The sequence below is a fragment of the Arcobacter acticola genome, from assembly GCF_013177675.1.
GTDB classification, from domain to species: domain Bacteria; phylum Campylobacterota; class Campylobacteria; order Campylobacterales; family Arcobacteraceae; genus Aliarcobacter; species Aliarcobacter acticola.
Genome location: NZ_CP042652.1, coordinates 2,804,189 through 2,820,597, shown reverse-complemented (window position 1 = coordinate 2,820,597; position 16,409 = coordinate 2,804,189). Strand labels below are relative to the sequence as shown.

The 16,409-nt window shown below is 27.2% G+C and carries 15 protein-coding genes; 12 read left to right on the top strand and 3 right to left on the bottom strand.

The annotated features are described in order from the left end of the window. Positions 1–2 precede the first annotated feature (2 nt). Genes coaBC through AACT_RS14380 form a run of 7 tightly spaced genes read left to right on the top strand, consistent with a single transcriptional unit; the run spans position 3 to position 7,760 of the window. The gene (coaBC, locus tag AACT_RS14410; RefSeq protein ID WP_172128046.1) at positions 3–1,274 is read left to right on the top strand and encodes a bifunctional phosphopantothenoylcysteine decarboxylase/phosphopantothenate--cysteine ligase CoaBC; all 1,272 of its coding nucleotides are present in this window, start codon (positions 3–5) and stop codon (positions 1,272–1,274) included. Further along, positions 1,267–1,953: a di-trans,poly-cis-decaprenylcistransferase gene (locus AACT_RS14405; RefSeq protein WP_172128044.1), complete on the top strand. Its 687-nt coding sequence runs from the start codon at positions 1,267–1,269 to the stop codon at positions 1,951–1,953. The genes coaBC and AACT_RS14405 overlap by 8 nt, the downstream gene beginning before the upstream one ends. After that, positions 1,940–2,713, top strand: a complete 774-nt coding sequence (locus AACT_RS14400; protein WP_172128042.1) for a prepilin peptidase — start codon at positions 1,940–1,942, stop codon at positions 2,711–2,713. The genes AACT_RS14405 and AACT_RS14400 overlap by 14 nt, the downstream gene beginning before the upstream one ends. Further along, complete coding sequence (locus AACT_RS14395; RefSeq protein WP_172128040.1) at positions 2,710–3,726, top strand: LptF/LptG family permease; 1,017 nt, start codon at positions 2,710–2,712, stop codon at positions 3,724–3,726. The genes AACT_RS14400 and AACT_RS14395 overlap by 4 nt, the downstream gene beginning before the upstream one ends. Positions 3,727–3,731: 5 nt before the next feature. Beyond that, the gene (gene truA / locus AACT_RS14390) at positions 3,732–4,454 is read left to right on the top strand and encodes a tRNA pseudouridine(38-40) synthase TruA (RefSeq protein WP_172128038.1); all 723 of its coding nucleotides are present in this window, start codon (positions 3,732–3,734) and stop codon (positions 4,452–4,454) included. A gap of 9 nt (positions 4,455–4,463) precedes the next feature. Then, positions 4,464–6,989 (top strand): PAS domain-containing sensor histidine kinase, encoded by a 2,526-nt coding sequence (locus AACT_RS14385; RefSeq protein WP_172128036.1) that lies wholly within the window; start codon positions 4,464–4,466, stop codon positions 6,987–6,989. 48 nt (positions 6,990–7,037) lie between these two features. Further along, positions 7,038–7,760, top strand: a complete 723-nt coding sequence (locus tag AACT_RS14380) for a response regulator transcription factor (protein ID WP_172128034.1) — start codon at positions 7,038–7,040, stop codon at positions 7,758–7,760. 29 nt (positions 7,761–7,789) lie between these two features. On the opposite strand, the gene AACT_RS14375 is transcribed toward AACT_RS14380, so the two are convergent. Both AACT_RS14375 and AACT_RS14370 read right to left on the bottom strand, forming a co-directional pair. Next, a complete protein-coding gene (locus AACT_RS14375) occupies positions 7,790–9,898 on the bottom strand; it encodes a TRAP transporter permease (RefSeq protein ID WP_172128032.1) in 2,109 nt (702 codons plus the stop codon). Positions 9,899–10,014: 116 nt separating this feature from the next. Further along, positions 10,015–10,968: a TAXI family TRAP transporter solute-binding subunit gene (locus tag AACT_RS14370; protein ID WP_172128030.1), complete on the bottom strand. Its 954-nt coding sequence runs from the start codon at positions 10,966–10,968 to the stop codon at positions 10,015–10,017. Between the two features lie 284 nt (positions 10,969–11,252). Here AACT_RS14370 and AACT_RS14365 point away from each other — a divergent pair, with 284 nt between their 5' ends. From AACT_RS14365 to mltA, 5 genes are all read left to right on the top strand, one after another. Further along, complete coding sequence (locus AACT_RS14365; protein WP_228720498.1) at positions 11,253–12,074, top strand: heat-shock protein; 822 nt, start codon at positions 11,253–11,255, stop codon at positions 12,072–12,074. Positions 12,075–12,082: 8 nt separating this feature from the next. Next, positions 12,083–12,643: a nucleotide exchange factor GrpE gene (grpE, locus tag AACT_RS14360; protein WP_172128028.1), complete on the top strand. Its 561-nt coding sequence runs from the start codon at positions 12,083–12,085 to the stop codon at positions 12,641–12,643. 193 nt (positions 12,644–12,836) lie between these two features. Then, entirely contained in the window at positions 12,837–14,723 is a 1,887-nt protein-coding gene (gene dnaK / locus AACT_RS14355; RefSeq protein ID WP_172128026.1) for a molecular chaperone DnaK, read from the top strand. An 11-nt stretch (positions 14,724–14,734) separates the two neighbouring features. Beyond that, positions 14,735–15,037, top strand: a complete 303-nt coding sequence (locus tag AACT_RS14350) for a hypothetical protein (RefSeq protein WP_172128024.1) — start codon at positions 14,735–14,737, stop codon at positions 15,035–15,037. After that, positions 15,034–16,152: a murein transglycosylase A gene (gene mltA, locus AACT_RS14345; RefSeq protein WP_172128022.1), complete on the top strand. Its 1,119-nt coding sequence runs from the start codon at positions 15,034–15,036 to the stop codon at positions 16,150–16,152. Before AACT_RS14350 ends, mltA begins: the two co-directional genes overlap by 4 nt. Positions 16,153–16,159: 7 nt before the next feature. Here mltA and AACT_RS14340 read toward each other — a convergent pair whose 3' ends face one another. Further along, positions 16,160–16,399, bottom strand: coding sequence for a hypothetical protein (locus AACT_RS14340; protein ID WP_172128020.1), 240 nt, complete (start codon positions 16,397–16,399; stop codon positions 16,160–16,162). Positions 16,400–16,409 lie beyond the last annotated feature (10 nt).

Sequence of the window (16,409 nt, the reverse complement as noted above, 5' to 3'; positions counted from 1 at the left end):
ACATGTTACTAAAAAATAAAAAGATATTAGTTGGAGTAACAGGTTCAATTGCAATTTATAAAGCCTTAGAGTTAATAAGACTTTATATAAAAGCAGGTGCAATTGTTCGAGTTATTATGACAGATGGTGCAAAAAAGTTTATAAATCCAATTACATTTGAAGCAATATCTCAAAATAAAGTATTGTGTGAAGATAGTGAAAATTGGGATAAAAGTCAAGATTATAATCATATTGATATTGGCAAGTGGTCAGATATTTTTGTAATTGCACCTGCAAGTGCAAATACAATTAATAGATTATCAAATGGACTAGCAGATAATCTTCTTTTACAAACAGCTTTAGCATATCCTAGAATGAAATTAATAGCACCTGCCGCAAATACAAATATGCTAAAAAATCCAATTACACAAGCAAGTCTAAAGATGCTAAAACTTTGTAATTATGAGATTATTTCATCTGTTACAAAAGAGCTTGTATGCAAAGATGTTGGTGATGGAGCGATGGCTGAACCTCAAGATATTTTTGATGCAACTTGCAAAGAACTTCTTAAAGTTGATTATTGGATAAATAGAAAAGTAGTATTAAGTGGTGGAGGAACTATTGAAAGAATTGATGATGTTAGATATCTTTCAAACTTCTCATCAGGGAAAATGGCTTCATCTTTAGCTCGTGCTTTATATTATAAAGGTGCAGATGTTTGTTTAGTTAGCACTAGAGGTCATGAAAACTTACCTGCAAGTATTCATTTAATAAAAGTTGAAAGTTCAAATGAAATGTATGAGTACTTAGTTGATTCAATTAGAGTTGCTAAAAAAGGTGTTTTAACAAAACCTACTTTAATGGATAGTTCAAGTCCAACTTTAATACTAAAAAAACCTTATTTATTTATGGTAGCAGCCGTTAGTGATTATGTTCCATCTTTCCCACAAGAGGGTAAACTAAAAAAAGAAATGATTGGAACTTCATGGAATTTAGAGTTAAAACAAAATATGGATATTTTAAAATCTTTAGATAAAGAAGGATTAATCTCTATTGGATTTAAAGCTGAAATGGATGAACAAGTTGCTTCTACAAATGCTACAACAATGCTTGAAAAGAAAAATCTTGATGGGGTTTGTCTAAATATAATAAATGAAGAGAATAGTTTTGGAAGTGATAATAATAGTATAGAATTAATTTTAAAAAATAACTCTTATGAATTCAAAGGCTCAAAATTAGATATTTCTTTAGATATTTTAGAAAAGCTGAAAGCAGAGTTTAACGAATATGAGTGATTTACGACTCCCAGAACATATTGCCATGATTATGGATGGAAATGGTAGATGGGCAAAAGAAAGAGGTCTTAAAAGAACTGCAGGACATAAAAAAGGCGCAGAGGTTGTACGTGAAATAACTACATATTGCGCAAAAATCGGAATAAAGTATTTAACTTTATATGCTTTTTCAACAGAAAACTGGAAAAGACCAAAACTTGAAGTTGAATATCTAATGAAGCTTTTAGAAAAATATTTAAAAGAAGAACTAGAAGTTTATTTAGAAAATAATATTAGATTTAGAGCTATTGGTGATTTATCAAAGTTTTCAAAGTCTTTACAAAATAGAATATTAAAAACTCAAGAATTAACTTCTTCTTGCAATGGATTAACTCAAGTATTAGCACTAAATTATGGTTCAAAAGATGAAATAATAAGAGCCATAAAAAAGTTAAACGAAAAAGGTCTTGAAGTAAGTGAAAAAAATCTAGAATCATGCCTTGATACAGCTGGAATTTCTCCTGTGGATATAATGATAAGAACAAGTGGGGAAGTTCGTCTTTCAAACTATTTATTATGGCAAAATGCTTATGCTGAGATGTTTTTTGTTCAAACATATTGGCCCGATTTTACAAAAACAGAACTTGATGACATAATAAGCGATTTTTCAAGAAGAGAGCGAAGATTTGGAGCTGTTTAGTTTTATCTTTGGAGCTTGTATTGGTTCATTTTTAAATGTATTAATTTTAAAACTTCCTCTTGGGGAATCATTACTTTCAAATAAAAGAAGTAAATGCCCTTCTTGTGGTCATTTGATTTATTGGTATCATAATATTCCAATTCTTTCTTATGTATTTTTAAAAGCAAAATGTTCTTATTGTGGTGTTAAGATTTCATTTCAATACTTTTTAGTAGAAAGTATTAGTGCTTTCTTAACATTACTTTTGTTTTTAAAAATAGGATTAAGTTCTGAATTTATTTTTATGTGTTTATTATCTTATGTTTTAATAGTTTTATCTTTTATTGATTTAAAATATAAAGCAGCTCCTGATTATTTACTTTTAATAGCTTTATTTTTATCTTTTTTTACAACAAATTCTAATCTTTTAGATGCTTTTAAAAATGCATTTTTATTTTCAGGGGCACTTGTTTTACTTAATTTTGTAATAACTTTTTATATACAAAATATAAAAGCAAAAATATTAAAAGATGAATCTTTGAAAACCCAAGAGGCTTTAGGTGAAGGTGATATTCCTATTATTGCAATGATGGGAGTTATTCTTGGATTAAGTTCAGGCATATTTGCAATATTTTTAGCTGCTTTTTTTGCTATAATACCTTCAATTTATTCAAATATAGTAAAAAAAGATATCCAAACACCATTTATTCCTTATTTAGTTTTAGGATTTTATGTGGAATATTTTTTTAATTTAGAAACATTTATAAAGGCCTTTTATTGAAATTAAATCATTATTTATATTCCCAGTTTGCAATTACTTTTTTTCCCATTTTTTTAGGATTATTTTTTATTACATCAATTGTTTTTTTAGTAAAAATCGCATCATTAACTTCAATAATCACTATAGATTTCTTTGAATTATTTAGACTTTTCGCATATGTAGTACCTCAAATCATATTTTATACTATGCCAATTTCTTTTTTTATATCAATGGTTATTACCCTTGCAAAACTGGCAAGTGAATATGAATTAACAGTTATTACATCATTTGGATTAAACCCTGTAAATATTTTAAAAATATTTTTACCTCTTACTTTACTTTTATCTGCATTATTGTTAGTGGTTTCAGTAGGTTTAATTCCTAAAACAAAATTCTTAACAAAACAATTTTTAGAAACAAAGAAAAAAGAGGCAAATTTCAATATAAAAGCAAGTGAATTTGGACAAAAGTTTGGAGACTGGTTGATTTATATTAATGATAAAAATGATAAAACTTATAGCGATGTAAAACTATTTAAAACTGAAGAAAAAAAAGATCAATTTATCATTAGTAAAACGGCTGTTTTAGATAATGATAAAGGGAATCTAAGTTTTAAATTAGTTGATGGAAAAGCTTTTATTATTGATGAAAAAGAGTTAAATCAAATTGATTATGAATCAATGTATATTAATGATTCTATTGCAGATAGTAAAATAGGAGTTTTTACAGATACTTATAGTTATTGGAAGCATAATATTCAAAAAAATATTGATATTGATGATTTGACATTTTTTGTTTTAACCTCATTATTCCCTTTATTTTCACTTTTCTTAGTGATTACTTTTGGATATTTTAATCCAAGATATGAAAAAAATAGAGCAGTATTTTTCTCTTTAATTGCAGTTGTTTTATATTATGTTTTAATAAAAATGATTGGAGATAAGATTTTATTACATGCTTTATATATTATTCCAACAGTATGGATTATAGGAACTTATATTTTATATTCTCAAACAATAAAAAAAGAGTATTAATCTTAATGAATTTAAAATTTGTAATTGCCTATGATGGAAGTTTATTTCAAGGAAGTCAAAAGCAACCAAATGGTTTAACAGTTGAAAATAAGCTTTTAAAAGCGTTTAAAAGAATAAATATAGATACAAGTATAGTTTTAAGTGGACGAACTGATAAAGAAGTTCATGCAACAGGTCAGGTGTTCAACTGTATTGTTCCTGATTTTTGGGATGATTTTTCTAAATTAAAAGAAGTTTTAAATAGAAATCTTCCAAGCTCTATAAAAATAAATAAAATTTCAAAAGTTAGTGATGACTTTCACTCTAGATTTCATGCAAAAAAAAGAGTCTATAGATATTTTATTACTACAAAACCTACGAATCCTTTTAACGATAAGTTTGTTACATACGTACAAAATGTAGATGAAAAATTATTGAAAACAGCAATAAAAGAATATATAGGTGTTTTTGATTTTAAATATTTTCACAAAACAGGAAGTGATAAAGAGCTTACGATTAGAGAAGTTTTTGATACGACTTTTTATAAATATAAAGATATGTATGTGTTTAAATTTACAGCTAACTCGTATTTACGTTCTCAAATTAGATTAATGGTAGGATTTTTATTGGCAATAAATGATAATAAACAAACTATTGAAAATCTAAAAAAACAGCTAAGATTAGAAACCCACACATTTAAACTTCCAGCAAAGGCAAATGGGCTTTATTTAGCAAAAATAAAATATTAAAGGTAATAAATGTTTTTTAAAAAGAAGAAATTTTATACTCTTTTAGATATAAAAAATCAAATTGTTTTTACACCTTTAATATTTATATTTATACTTTCAATTCTTGTATTCACTTCAATCTATTTTTTCTTTGAATATGAAAAAAAGAATAAAATTGACAATTTAATACAAAGCGAAAACTTTTACAAAAATGATGTATTAAAAAACTATATTGCAAGTATAAAATATAATACAAGTACAAGCTTTGATGATATAGAAACAGACCTAGGTAATTATATATATGAAATCATAGGTTTTATTAAAGCTAAAATGACAATAAATAATGAATTTGATATTGAACTATTGAAGCCCCACTTAAAACAAATAGAATCAGCTAATAAAATAAAATTTTTACTTTTTGACACAAGGGATTATTCTGTTTTATTTGGTGATGAAATTTTAGAAAATCTTATTGAGCTTACAAATTCAGAAAATAAATCTGATAAATTTAAGAAATATATGTTAAGAAATATAAAATATATTGGTGATAACAATCTAATGTATAGTATTGATAATCAAAAAAAGAGCATACAATTAAGTTATCTAAAAAACATAGAATTTCTAAATATGTTTTTAGGAGCTTACTCAAAAACAGATGATATGGTTCTTCTTACTAAAGAGGTAATTTATGATTCAATTTATTCAAAAAGTAAAACTTTAAACAATTCACATTTCTATTTTTATGATTTAAATGAAAAAAAAATTTTAAATTATTATATGAATAATGAAGTAAAAGATGTATCTGAAATTAAGAATTTTTTAGAAGATAGTAAAAATGATTTATCATACACTTTCCCTAAATATCAATTTAAAATTTTCATTAAAGATGGACCTTTTAATAAAGAAAAAAGAGATATCGAAGAACAATATCAAACCAAAATGGTTATGAGTTTTTTAGTGGTCGTTTTTATTGCTTTATTGTTAATTACATCTGCAAACATTTTTGGGCGATTTATTAATACTATTTTCAATAGATATAATAGAAGATTAGAGCAAAAAAATCTTTTATTTAAGAAGTGGAAAGAAAGATATGAATTGGCAATTATCGCATCAAATGATGGATTATGGGATATGGATTTAAAATCAAGGAAAATATTTTTTTCAAAAAAATGGTTAGATATGTTTGGCTATACAAGAAATGATATTCAAGATTTTGAACAATGGATAAATCTAATTCATAATGAAGATAAAGAAAAAGTTTTAAATGAGTATGAAAAACATATAAATAAACAAAGTGAACATTTTGTTTGTGAATATAGATTAAAAGCTAAAGATGGAAATTATAAATGGATTCTAGAAAGAGGAAAAGAGTTTAATTCAAATAGAATGTTAATGATGGCTATGAATATAGATGAAAGGATGAAATTAACTAAAGAGCTAAGAGATGTTGAGTTGTTAACTAAGTTTGGAAGAATCGTAATTTTTAGATGGGAAAATGATGAGAATATGAGTGTAAAATTTGTATCTCAAAGTATCAAAGCTTATGGATATGATGTAAAAGATTTTGAAAAAAATATTAAATTCTTTGATTTTATTTATAAAGATGATGTGAACCAGTTAATTACAGTAATAAAAAAATCAATATTTAATGATGCAGATTCTTTTACTTCAATTCATAGGGTTGTAGATAAAGACAATAACATAAAATGGGTTTACAATAGAACTATTATTATAAAAGATGATAATGGAAATGTTATAGAGTTTTATGGATATTTAAATGATATTACAAAACTAAAAATGAATGAAGCAGAACTAAAAGAAAAAGTAAAACTTCAGCTGGAAAAGAATCTTGAGAAAGATAGATTATTGGTTCAGCAAAATAAACTAGCTTCCATGGGTGAAATGTTAGGAAATATTGCTCACCAATGGAGACAACCTTTAAATAATATCAATTTATTAATTTATTTTATAAGAGATTCATATGGCAAAATTTCACAAAATGAACTAAGTGAAGTTATAAAAGATGCAAAATTACAAATTGATTATATGTCTCAAACCATTGATGATTTTAGGAATTTTTATAAACCATCAAAAGAAAGAAAGATTTTTGATATAAAAGAATCAATTCTTCAAAGTTCAAAAATAGTGCATTCCTCTATTGAAAAAAATGCAATAAAGTTAGATATATTGGGTGAATCTTTAAGTATTGATGGTTTTGAAAATGAATTTGAGCAAGTGATTGTAAATATATTAAATAATGCAATTGATGCAAAGATTATAAAAAGTAAAATTATAAAGTTTGATGCAAAAATTGAAATTAATATTTATAAAGAAGATAAAAATATTTTTATTTCTATTTTCAACAATTGTGGAAATATTGATGAAAAAATAATTGAGCGTATTTTTGAACCATATTTTACAACAAAGTTTGAAGACCAAGGAACGGGAATTGGTCTTTATATGACAAAGGTTATTATAGAAAAAAATATGAAGGGTAAAATTGAAGCTAAAAACTTAAATGATGGGGTTGAATTTATTATAAAATTAAGGGCTTAAAATAATTTTAGATATAATCAATCATTATACAATTTAAGAGAGTAAAAAATGCAAATTTTAAAAACAAGAGTTTTATTAGTTGAAGATGAAGACTTAGCTAGAAAAACTTTATCTTTTTATTTAAATACAATTTTTGATGAAGTGGTTCTTGCTAAAGACGGAGCAGAAGGTATTTTGCTAATAAAAGAAAATTATGAAAAGAATGATAATTTTGATTTAGTATTAACAGATCTTAATATGCCAAACTTAAGTGGTATTCAAATGATTGATGAGATTTTGAAATTAATTCCTAATCAAAGATTCATAATCGTAAGTGCCCATAAAAATGAAGAAGATTTACTTAAACTTATTAATCTAAGAGTTTGTGGATATTTTGTAAAACCATTAAATATTGATAATATGATGGAAATGTTACAAAAAGCAAAAGAAGAAGTTTTAAAAGATAAACAACCAAAAGAAGTAAAAAATAAAGCATTAATATCTTTAAACAATAGTTATACTTTTGATTTATCAGCAAATAAACTTTATTGTAAAAACATAATTGTAAAGTTATCAAAAAAAGAATCAGAAATTTTAGATGTTCTTATTCAAAATCTAGGAGAAATAATCTCTGTTGACAAATTTAAAGAAATAGTTTGGGATGATATTACTATAAATGATTCATCATTTAGAACAGTGATGAAAAGACTAAAAGATAAAATTAAAGATGATGATTTTATTATTTCCCATAAAGGTTATGGGTATATAATTGAAAAGGTTTTAAGTAAATAAATAAAAGAGCTTAGCTCTTTTATTTATGGTTAAGCAATAACTTCTTGTTTTCTCATTTTTGCTTTTTGCATTAGGTATAAAGCAACAAAAATCCCAAAACCAATTAGGTATGAAATATGGTGATCACCTAATCCTAATTTCGCTTCCATAATTCTTGGTAAAAACATAAACGGAACAATAGTTATAAATAATATTCTTTCTATTATATTTGTTTTCGTTAAGAAATATCCCATGGTAGCACAAGAAAAAGCAATCATTCCCGCAAAGGCAGTTATAAAGATTATAGCTATATCTAAAGGATTTGTTATCCATACCCAACCAATTGGATCACTTGGATTTGACGCATCTATTCCTGAAATCAATAGTAATTCTGGGTTAAAGAAAAACATAAATGGTAATAAAGCTGTTCTTATATTGTAAATGAATCCGATAACTCCTGTTTTCATAGGATCAGCTTTTGCAATACCAGCAGCTGCATAAGCAGCAAGTCCAACAGGTGGCGTAACATCAGCTAAAATACCAAAGTAGAAAACAAATAAGTGAGCTGCAATTGCAGGAACCAAATATCCATTATCAGCAGCAAGTGTTAAAATAACAGGAGCTGTTAATGATGCCATTACGATATAATTTGCAGTTGTTGGTAATCCCATTCCTAAAATAATAGAAATTAAAGCTGCTAAAACTAATATTGCAAAAATATTACCATCTGCTAACGTTTCAACTACATCAAGTAAAACTTGACCAAGACCTGTTAATGTAATAGTTCCTACAACGATACCTGCAAGTGCAGTTGCAATTGCAATTGGAACCATGTTTTTAGCACCACTTATCATACCTGCTAAAATATCTACAAAACCACTTAATATAATTTCTTTTGTAATCTTTTCTTTTGCTAAAAAAGCTCTAAATGGATGTTGAACTACCATCAAGAACATTAAAAGCATAATCGCATTAAATGCAGCACTAGCAGCACTTTGTCTTAATACAATCAAAGTATAAAGTAAAAAGAAGATAGGAATTAAATAATGAATACCTTGAACAAAAGTTTTCCATTTTTTTGGAAGATCTTCTGCATTCATTCCTTTTAATCCAAGCTTTAATGCTTCTAGGTGAACAATATAAATTAACGCAAAATATGCAACAAAAGCTGGAATAAATGCAGCAATAACAACATCACTATAAGCCATTCCTAAGAACTCTGCCATAATAAATGCAGCAGCTCCCATAATAGGTGGCATTAATTGACCCATTGTAGAAGCTGAAGTTTCAACTGCTCCTGCTTGTTCTGGTTTAAATCCTGTTTTTTTCATTAAAGGAATAGTAAAAGTTCCAGTTGTAACTGTATTTGCAATTGAACTTCCACTCATAATACCTGTAAACCCAGAAGCAACAACTGCAGCTTTAGCAGGTCCTCCTCTAAATTTCCCAAGTAAGGCATAAGCTAAGTTAATAAAATATTCGCCAGCTCCAGCTTTATCTAAAAGTGAACCAAAAAGTACAAATAAGAATACAAATCCAGCTGATACCCCAAGTGGAACACCAAATACACCCTCAGTTGTTAAATACATATGACCAGCAAGTTTATTTAAACTAGCACCTTTATGAATAATCAATTCAGGCATATATGGACCTAAGAAAGAGTAAGCTAAAAATACAATTGCAATTATACTTAGTGCTAATCCTAGAACTCTTCTTCCCGCTTCAAGTAAAATAACAATTGCTACAACTGCTATAAAAATATCAGTTGCAGTATAATCACCTGGTCTTAAAGAAATTTCATTATAAAAAACAGCAATATAAGAAGCTGTTACTAAACCAATAGCTGCAAATGTATATCCAAACCATCTAATCTTTGTTAGAAAGTAAGGTTTTCTCATCATTGGGTAAATTAAAAATGCAAGTACCATACCAAATGATAAGTGTACAGATCTTGAAATTGTCGAGTTAATAGGTTCAATTACGATATATAATTGAAACATAGACCATGCAAGTGCAATTGCTGAAATAAGCCAAAATTCATAGTGTTGTGAACCAAAAACTCTCTGTCCTTCAAGCTCATGTAAAATAGCTTGTGTTTCGTGTTCTTGTTCTTCTTCTAATTGGGAAATATTATGAGGTTTTTCTTCATAAATAGCCATTATTTATCCTTTTAAAGTAGATGAAATTTATTTTCATAGGTCATTTAAAATAGATATTAAATGACCTATGAAAAAGAGGTTTATCTAAGGATATAAAATCCTTAGATAAGTAGTAGTTAATTAGCTTTTAATAATCCAGCTTCTTGGAAATATTTTTTAGCACCTTCATGTAAAGGAGCTGATAATCCATCAAGTAAAGATTCTTTTGTAATATCAGTATATGCAGGGTGTAATTTTTTGAATTCGTCAAAGTTTTCTAAAATTGCTTTAACAACTGTATAAACAGCATTTACACTTACATCATCACTTGTAACTAATACAGCTTTAACTCCAAATGTAGGAGTTGGCTCATCATTACCAGTATATAATCCTCCAGGAACATTTGCTTTTGCAAAGTATGGATATTTTTTAATTAAAGAATCAATATTTTCTCCAGCAAGAGGAGTTATTTTTACATCAACAGAAGTTGAAGCATCTTTAATATTTGCAGTTGGATGTCCAACCATGTAGAAATATCCATCAATTTTGTTATCTCTTAATGCATCTGGCATTTCAGAAGCTTTTAATGCTCCAGCAAATGCTAAATCTTCTTTTTTGATTCCACTTGCATCAAATAGAGTTAATGCAGTTGCTTCATTTCCTGATCCTGGATTTCCAAGGTTAATTCTTTTACCTTTTATATCCATAATAGAATTAATATTTGCATCTTTTCTAGTAACTAAAGTTAATAATTCAGGATAAATAGCCATAACTGACTTTAGTTTAGGAATAGCAGCACCTTCAAAAGCACCTTGTCCTTTACTAGCTTGGTATACAACATCTGATTGTACAATACCAAAATCAAGTTCACCATTTTTGATTGTATTTACATTATAAACAGATCCACCTGTTGATTCAACAGAACATCTGATCTTTGTTTCTTTTTTGTATTGATTAACTAATCTACAAATAGCTCCACCTGTTGGATAATAAGTTCCAGTAACTCCACCTGTACCAATTGTGATAAACTCAGCAGCAAAAGCTGGAATTGATAGCATACCTACTAATGTAGCTGTAACAATTTTTTTCATTTTTTCTCCTTAGTTGTAGTTATGTAAAAAGTTTTGACTTAACACATTAGTTTATTATAACACTATTTTAATTACAATACAAATAGCATAAAATAATTAATTATATGTAAATCGTATATTAATTACAATTATTTATAATTTATCATAGAAAAAGTTTATTCTAACTTAAACAAATATAAAAAATATTATTTTATATTCTAAAAAAAACTTTTAAAAAATGAAATAAAATACTTGACAAATAAAGACTCAATAGGTTATAATTCTTTAGCAGTTTAAGATAGTGAGTGCTAAATTATGAAAGTGGTCGTATTATGATAGATAAAAAAGAGTTTTTATTACAATCTATTATTAGAGCTTATATTGAGCATTTAGAACCAATTGGTTCTACTCAATTGAAATCTATGTATGATATTACTTATTCTCCTGCAACTATTAGAGGTTACTTTAAAAAGCTAGGAGAAGAGGGGTATCTTGCACAAGAACATATAAGTAGTGGAAGAACTCCTACTACTGAAGCTTTAAAACAGTATTGGGAAACAAAACTTAGTTTTAAAAAACTATCAGGAATAAATTTACGAGCATTGGAATATTTTGCTTCAAATATAGGGCTGTCTGTTTTTATAAAAAAAGAGAAATCTGATATATTAAAAGAAATTTTAAATGTAGAAAATAAATATATGATATTAGAATTTTCTTCATTTGCTATTAGTGTTAAGTATTCAGATGCACTTTATAGATTTTTGAAAGATATGATAGGTTTAGAATTAAAAGATATTACAAGAATTTCAAAAGATGTTGGTGCATATGAAGTTTATGAATCAATAAACCAAACATTACAAAATTCAGATTTTCAGATTTTTAACTATAAAGAGTTTTTAAATTTAGCTTTGAATTATAATTTTGATGAATATACAATTAATAGTTTTCTAAAGGGCCAAAATTTAGATGAGCTAAAAGAAGGTTTATATTTTGAAAAACTTTTACCAGTAAATTATATTGGAATCTGTAATTATTGCAAAATCAATAATGAAGATGTGAAAATGTTAGTTGTTGGTGAATTATCCAAAGATTATGAATATTTTTATGAAAAAATTACAACTTTTTAGGAGATAACGTGAGTGAAGAAACAAAAGAACAAATAATAGAAGAAGAGATAAAACAAGAAGAAACAACTTGTGACTCAACAGAAGAGACTGTTGAAAAAGAAGAGAGTTTAGAAGAAAAAGTTGCAAGATTAGAGCAACAATTAAAAGATAGCGAAGATAAATATTATAGAGTTCATGCTGATTTTGAGAATATTAAAAAAAGACTAGAAAAAGAGAAATACCAAGCTATTGATTTTGCAAGTGAAAAATTTGCAAAAGATTTATTAGCTCCAATTGATTCACTTGAAATGGCACTACACTCTGCAAATGCACAGTTAGATGCAGCTGATTTATTAGTAAAATTAAAAGAAGGTATTGAATTAACAGTTAAAAATTTCAATACAGCATTTGAAAAGCATAATATTACAAAAGTAGAAACAGATGGTGAATTTGATCCAAATGTACACAATGCAGTAATGAAAGTAGATAGTGAAAATCATGAAACGGGACAAATAGTTCAAGAATTACAAAAAGGATACTTATTAAAAGATAGATTAATAAGACCTGCAATGGTTAGTATTTCTAACTAAGTATTTGACCGTAATGTCAGAAAACTAGATAGATTTGAAAAGATATAAGCAAAAATTAAAAACAGATTAAGGAAACAACACAAGCTAGCTTGTGCTTTAGATTGGTTCTTAGGTTGAATTTATTTCAACCGCTAAAGAACATAAAAAGAGGAAAGGTTCCCTTAATTTTATAAAATAAAATAAAGGAAAAAAAATGAGTAAAGTAATTGGAATAGATTTAGGAACAACAAATTCTTGTATCGCAGTTTATGAAGGTGGGGAAGCTAAAATTATCCCTAATAAAGAAGGTAAAAATACAACTCCTTCAATCGTTGCATTCACAGATAAAGGTGAAGTTTTAGTAGGTGATCCTGCAAAAAGACAAGCAATAACAAATCCAGAAAAAACTATTTATTCTATTAAAAGAATTATGGGTCTAATGATGGATGAGCCAAATGCAAAAGAAGCTCAATCAAAAGTTGGATACAAAATTGTAGATAGAAGTGGAGCAGCAGCAGTTGAAATTGGTGGAAAAGTTTATACACCTCAAGAAATTTCTGCAAAAATTTTAGGAAAATTAAAAGCTGATGCTGAAGAATATTTAGGTCAACCTGTAAATGACGCTGTTATTACAGTTCCTGCATACTTCAATGATGCACAAAGAAAAGCAACTCAAGAAGCTGGAACAATTGCTGGATTAAATGTATTAAGAATTATCAATGAGCCAACAGCTGCATCACTTGCATATGGTTTAGAAAAAAAAGGTGAAGAAAAAGTTCTTGTTTACGATTTAGGTGGAGGAACATTTGACGTTACTGTACTTGAAATCGGTGATGGAACATTTGAAGTTCTTTCAACTGATGGAAATGCATTCCTAGGTGGAGATGACTTTGATAATAGAATTATTGATTGGTTAGCAAAAGAGTTTAAAGACGAAAATGGTTTTGATGTTAAAAATGACAAAATGGCATTACAAAGATTAAAAGATGCTGCTGAAAATGCTAAAAAAGAGTTATCATCAGCTGAATCAACAGAAATCAACTTACCATTTATTTCAATGGGTTCAGCTGGTCCTGTTCACTTGGTAAAATCATTAACAAGAGCAAAATTTGAATCAATGACTGAAGATTTAATTAATGAAACTTTAGAGCACATTAAAACTGCACTAAAAGATGCTGGATTAAAAAAAGAAGAAATTCAAGAAATTATTATGGTTGGTGGATCAACAAGATTACCAAAAGCAAATAAAGTTGTTAGAGATTTCTTTGGAAAAGATTTAAATAAAGGTGTAAATCCTGATGAAGTAGTTGCTGCTGGAGCTGCAGTGCAAGCTGGAGTTTTAAAAGGTGATGTTAAAGATGTATTATTACTAGACGTTACTCCTTTATCACTTGGGATTGAAACTTTAGGTGGAGTTATGACTAAATTAATTGAAAAAGGAACTACAATTCCTGTTAAAAAATCTCAAGTATTTAGTACAGCTGAAGATAATCAACCTGCTGTTTCTATTCACGTTTCACAAGGTGAGCGAGAATTTGCAAGAGATAATAAATCTTTAGGTATGTTTGAACTTTCAGATATCCCAGCAGCAAGAAGAGGTGTACCTCAAATCGAAGTAACATTTGATATTGATGCTAATGGTGTTTTAAATGTATCTGCAAAAGATAAAGGTACTGGAAAAGAAAATAAAATTACAATTTCTGGTTCATCTGGGTTAAGTGATGATGAAATTGAAAAAATGGTACAAGAAGCAGAAGCAAATAAAGAAACTGATGCTAAGAAAAAAGCAGTAATTGAAATGAGAAATCAAGCTGATGGTCTTTTACATTCAACTAAAAAAACTTTAGAAGAAAATGAAGATGCTGTTTCAGAAGATGAGAAAAAAGCGATTATTGATGCTGCAGCTGATTTAGAAGAGACTTTAAAAGATGATAATGCTACAAAAGAGCAAATTGAAGAAAAAGTTAAAGCTTTAACTGAAAAATCTCATAAATTAGCAGAAGCTATGTATAAAAAAGAGGGTGGAGATCAAGCTGGTGCTCAACCAAATCAAAAAGCTAAAAAAGATGACGATGACGTTATCGACGCAGAAGTAGAGTAAATCTCTGCTTCATGCAAACTCTTTTTATAATACTAATATTATTCCTAATCTCAATATTCTCAGTACTTTTATATTTCAAAACTAAAAAAAGTAGAGTAGATTCCCTAAATAGTGGAGAATGCCCAACTTGCAAAGAAACAAAAAAAACTTTTTTTGATAAAAATACAAATACTACCTTTACTCAAGAAGTAATAACAAGTAGAGTTTTAAAAAATCATGGTTGTTCAGGTGTTATTGAAGTTGAATACTCTTGTAAAAACTGTGGATTAAAAGAGGTTCACTCAATAAACTCATCATCAAATTGTGGTATATGAAAAATTCAATATTAATTCTTTTATTCTCTATATTTTTCATTTTTGGATGTTCAAATAAAAATGAAGTTAAAAAAACAGAAGTTTTAGCAAAAATAGATTTTGAAGAAATTGAGTCTTCAAATAGACTAGATCTTTCAAATTTTTATGAAATTGAAGGATTTTTTGAAGATGATTTAGATTATGCTTTAGATGTTTTTAAAAAGGATTGTAATAGATCTAAAAGATATGACCTTTTTAAAGATATTTGTCATAAAGCTCAATTTGAAACCGATGGAAGAAAATTCTTTATTATAAATTTCCAAGCATATAAACTTTATGATAGTAAATCAAGTGATGAGGGAATAATTACAGGATATTACGAACCACTTTTATATGGAAGTCTAACAAAAACTAAAAGATATAAATATCCAGTTTATAAGATTCCGAAGAATTTAATTGTTTCAGATGATCCAAAATTAAAAGATTATAAATTAAGAGGAAAAATTATTGGAAATAAAATAGTTCCTTATGATACAAGAAAACAAATAGAAGCAAATCCAAATAATCCAAATCTTGAAGTAATAGCTTATGTTGATGATAAATATGATTTGTTTTCTTTACATGTTCAAGGTTCAGGACGAATACAATTAGAAGATGGAAATATCATAAATGTAGGTTATGGACAGCAAAATGGTTGGCCATTTACTGGTATTGGAAATTATATGCTTGAAAAAGGATATGTTACTAGAAATGAAATGTCAATTCAAGGAATTAAAAACTTTTTTATAAAAAATCCTTCAAAAACAGATGAAATCTTAAATATAAATGATAGCTATATCTTTTTTAGAATTTCAAAAGAGGGTGCTGCAGGAAGTTTAGGAAGTGTCTTAACAGCTCAAAGAAATTTAGCAGTAGATACAGATTATATACCTCTTGGAATGCCAGTATTTTTAAATACAAAGAATCCAGTAACAAAAGAATCGATAAATCAATTAATGGTGGCTGCTGATGTTGGTGGAGCAATAAAAGGTGAAATTAGAGCAGATTTCTTTTGGGGATTTGGAGACAATGCATTTGAATATGCAGGAAGAATGAAAGAAAAAGGAAAAATGTTTATATTAATGCCTAAAAAATAGTTGTTGCTTACATGCAACAACCATTTCCACAACAATTATCTCTTGCATCACTATAAAATGAAATTACAAAATTGTTAAACATTTCTTGTAATTCAAATTTGTGTTTTTTACAAAATTCACTATTCATATGATTTTTCATTTCTATTGCTTTACTTAAAGCTTCGTCTTTTGATTCAAAAGTTAAATTATTTTTTAAATTACTATTTTTAAAACATCCACATTGATTTGCAACAACTATTTTGTACATATATATCCTT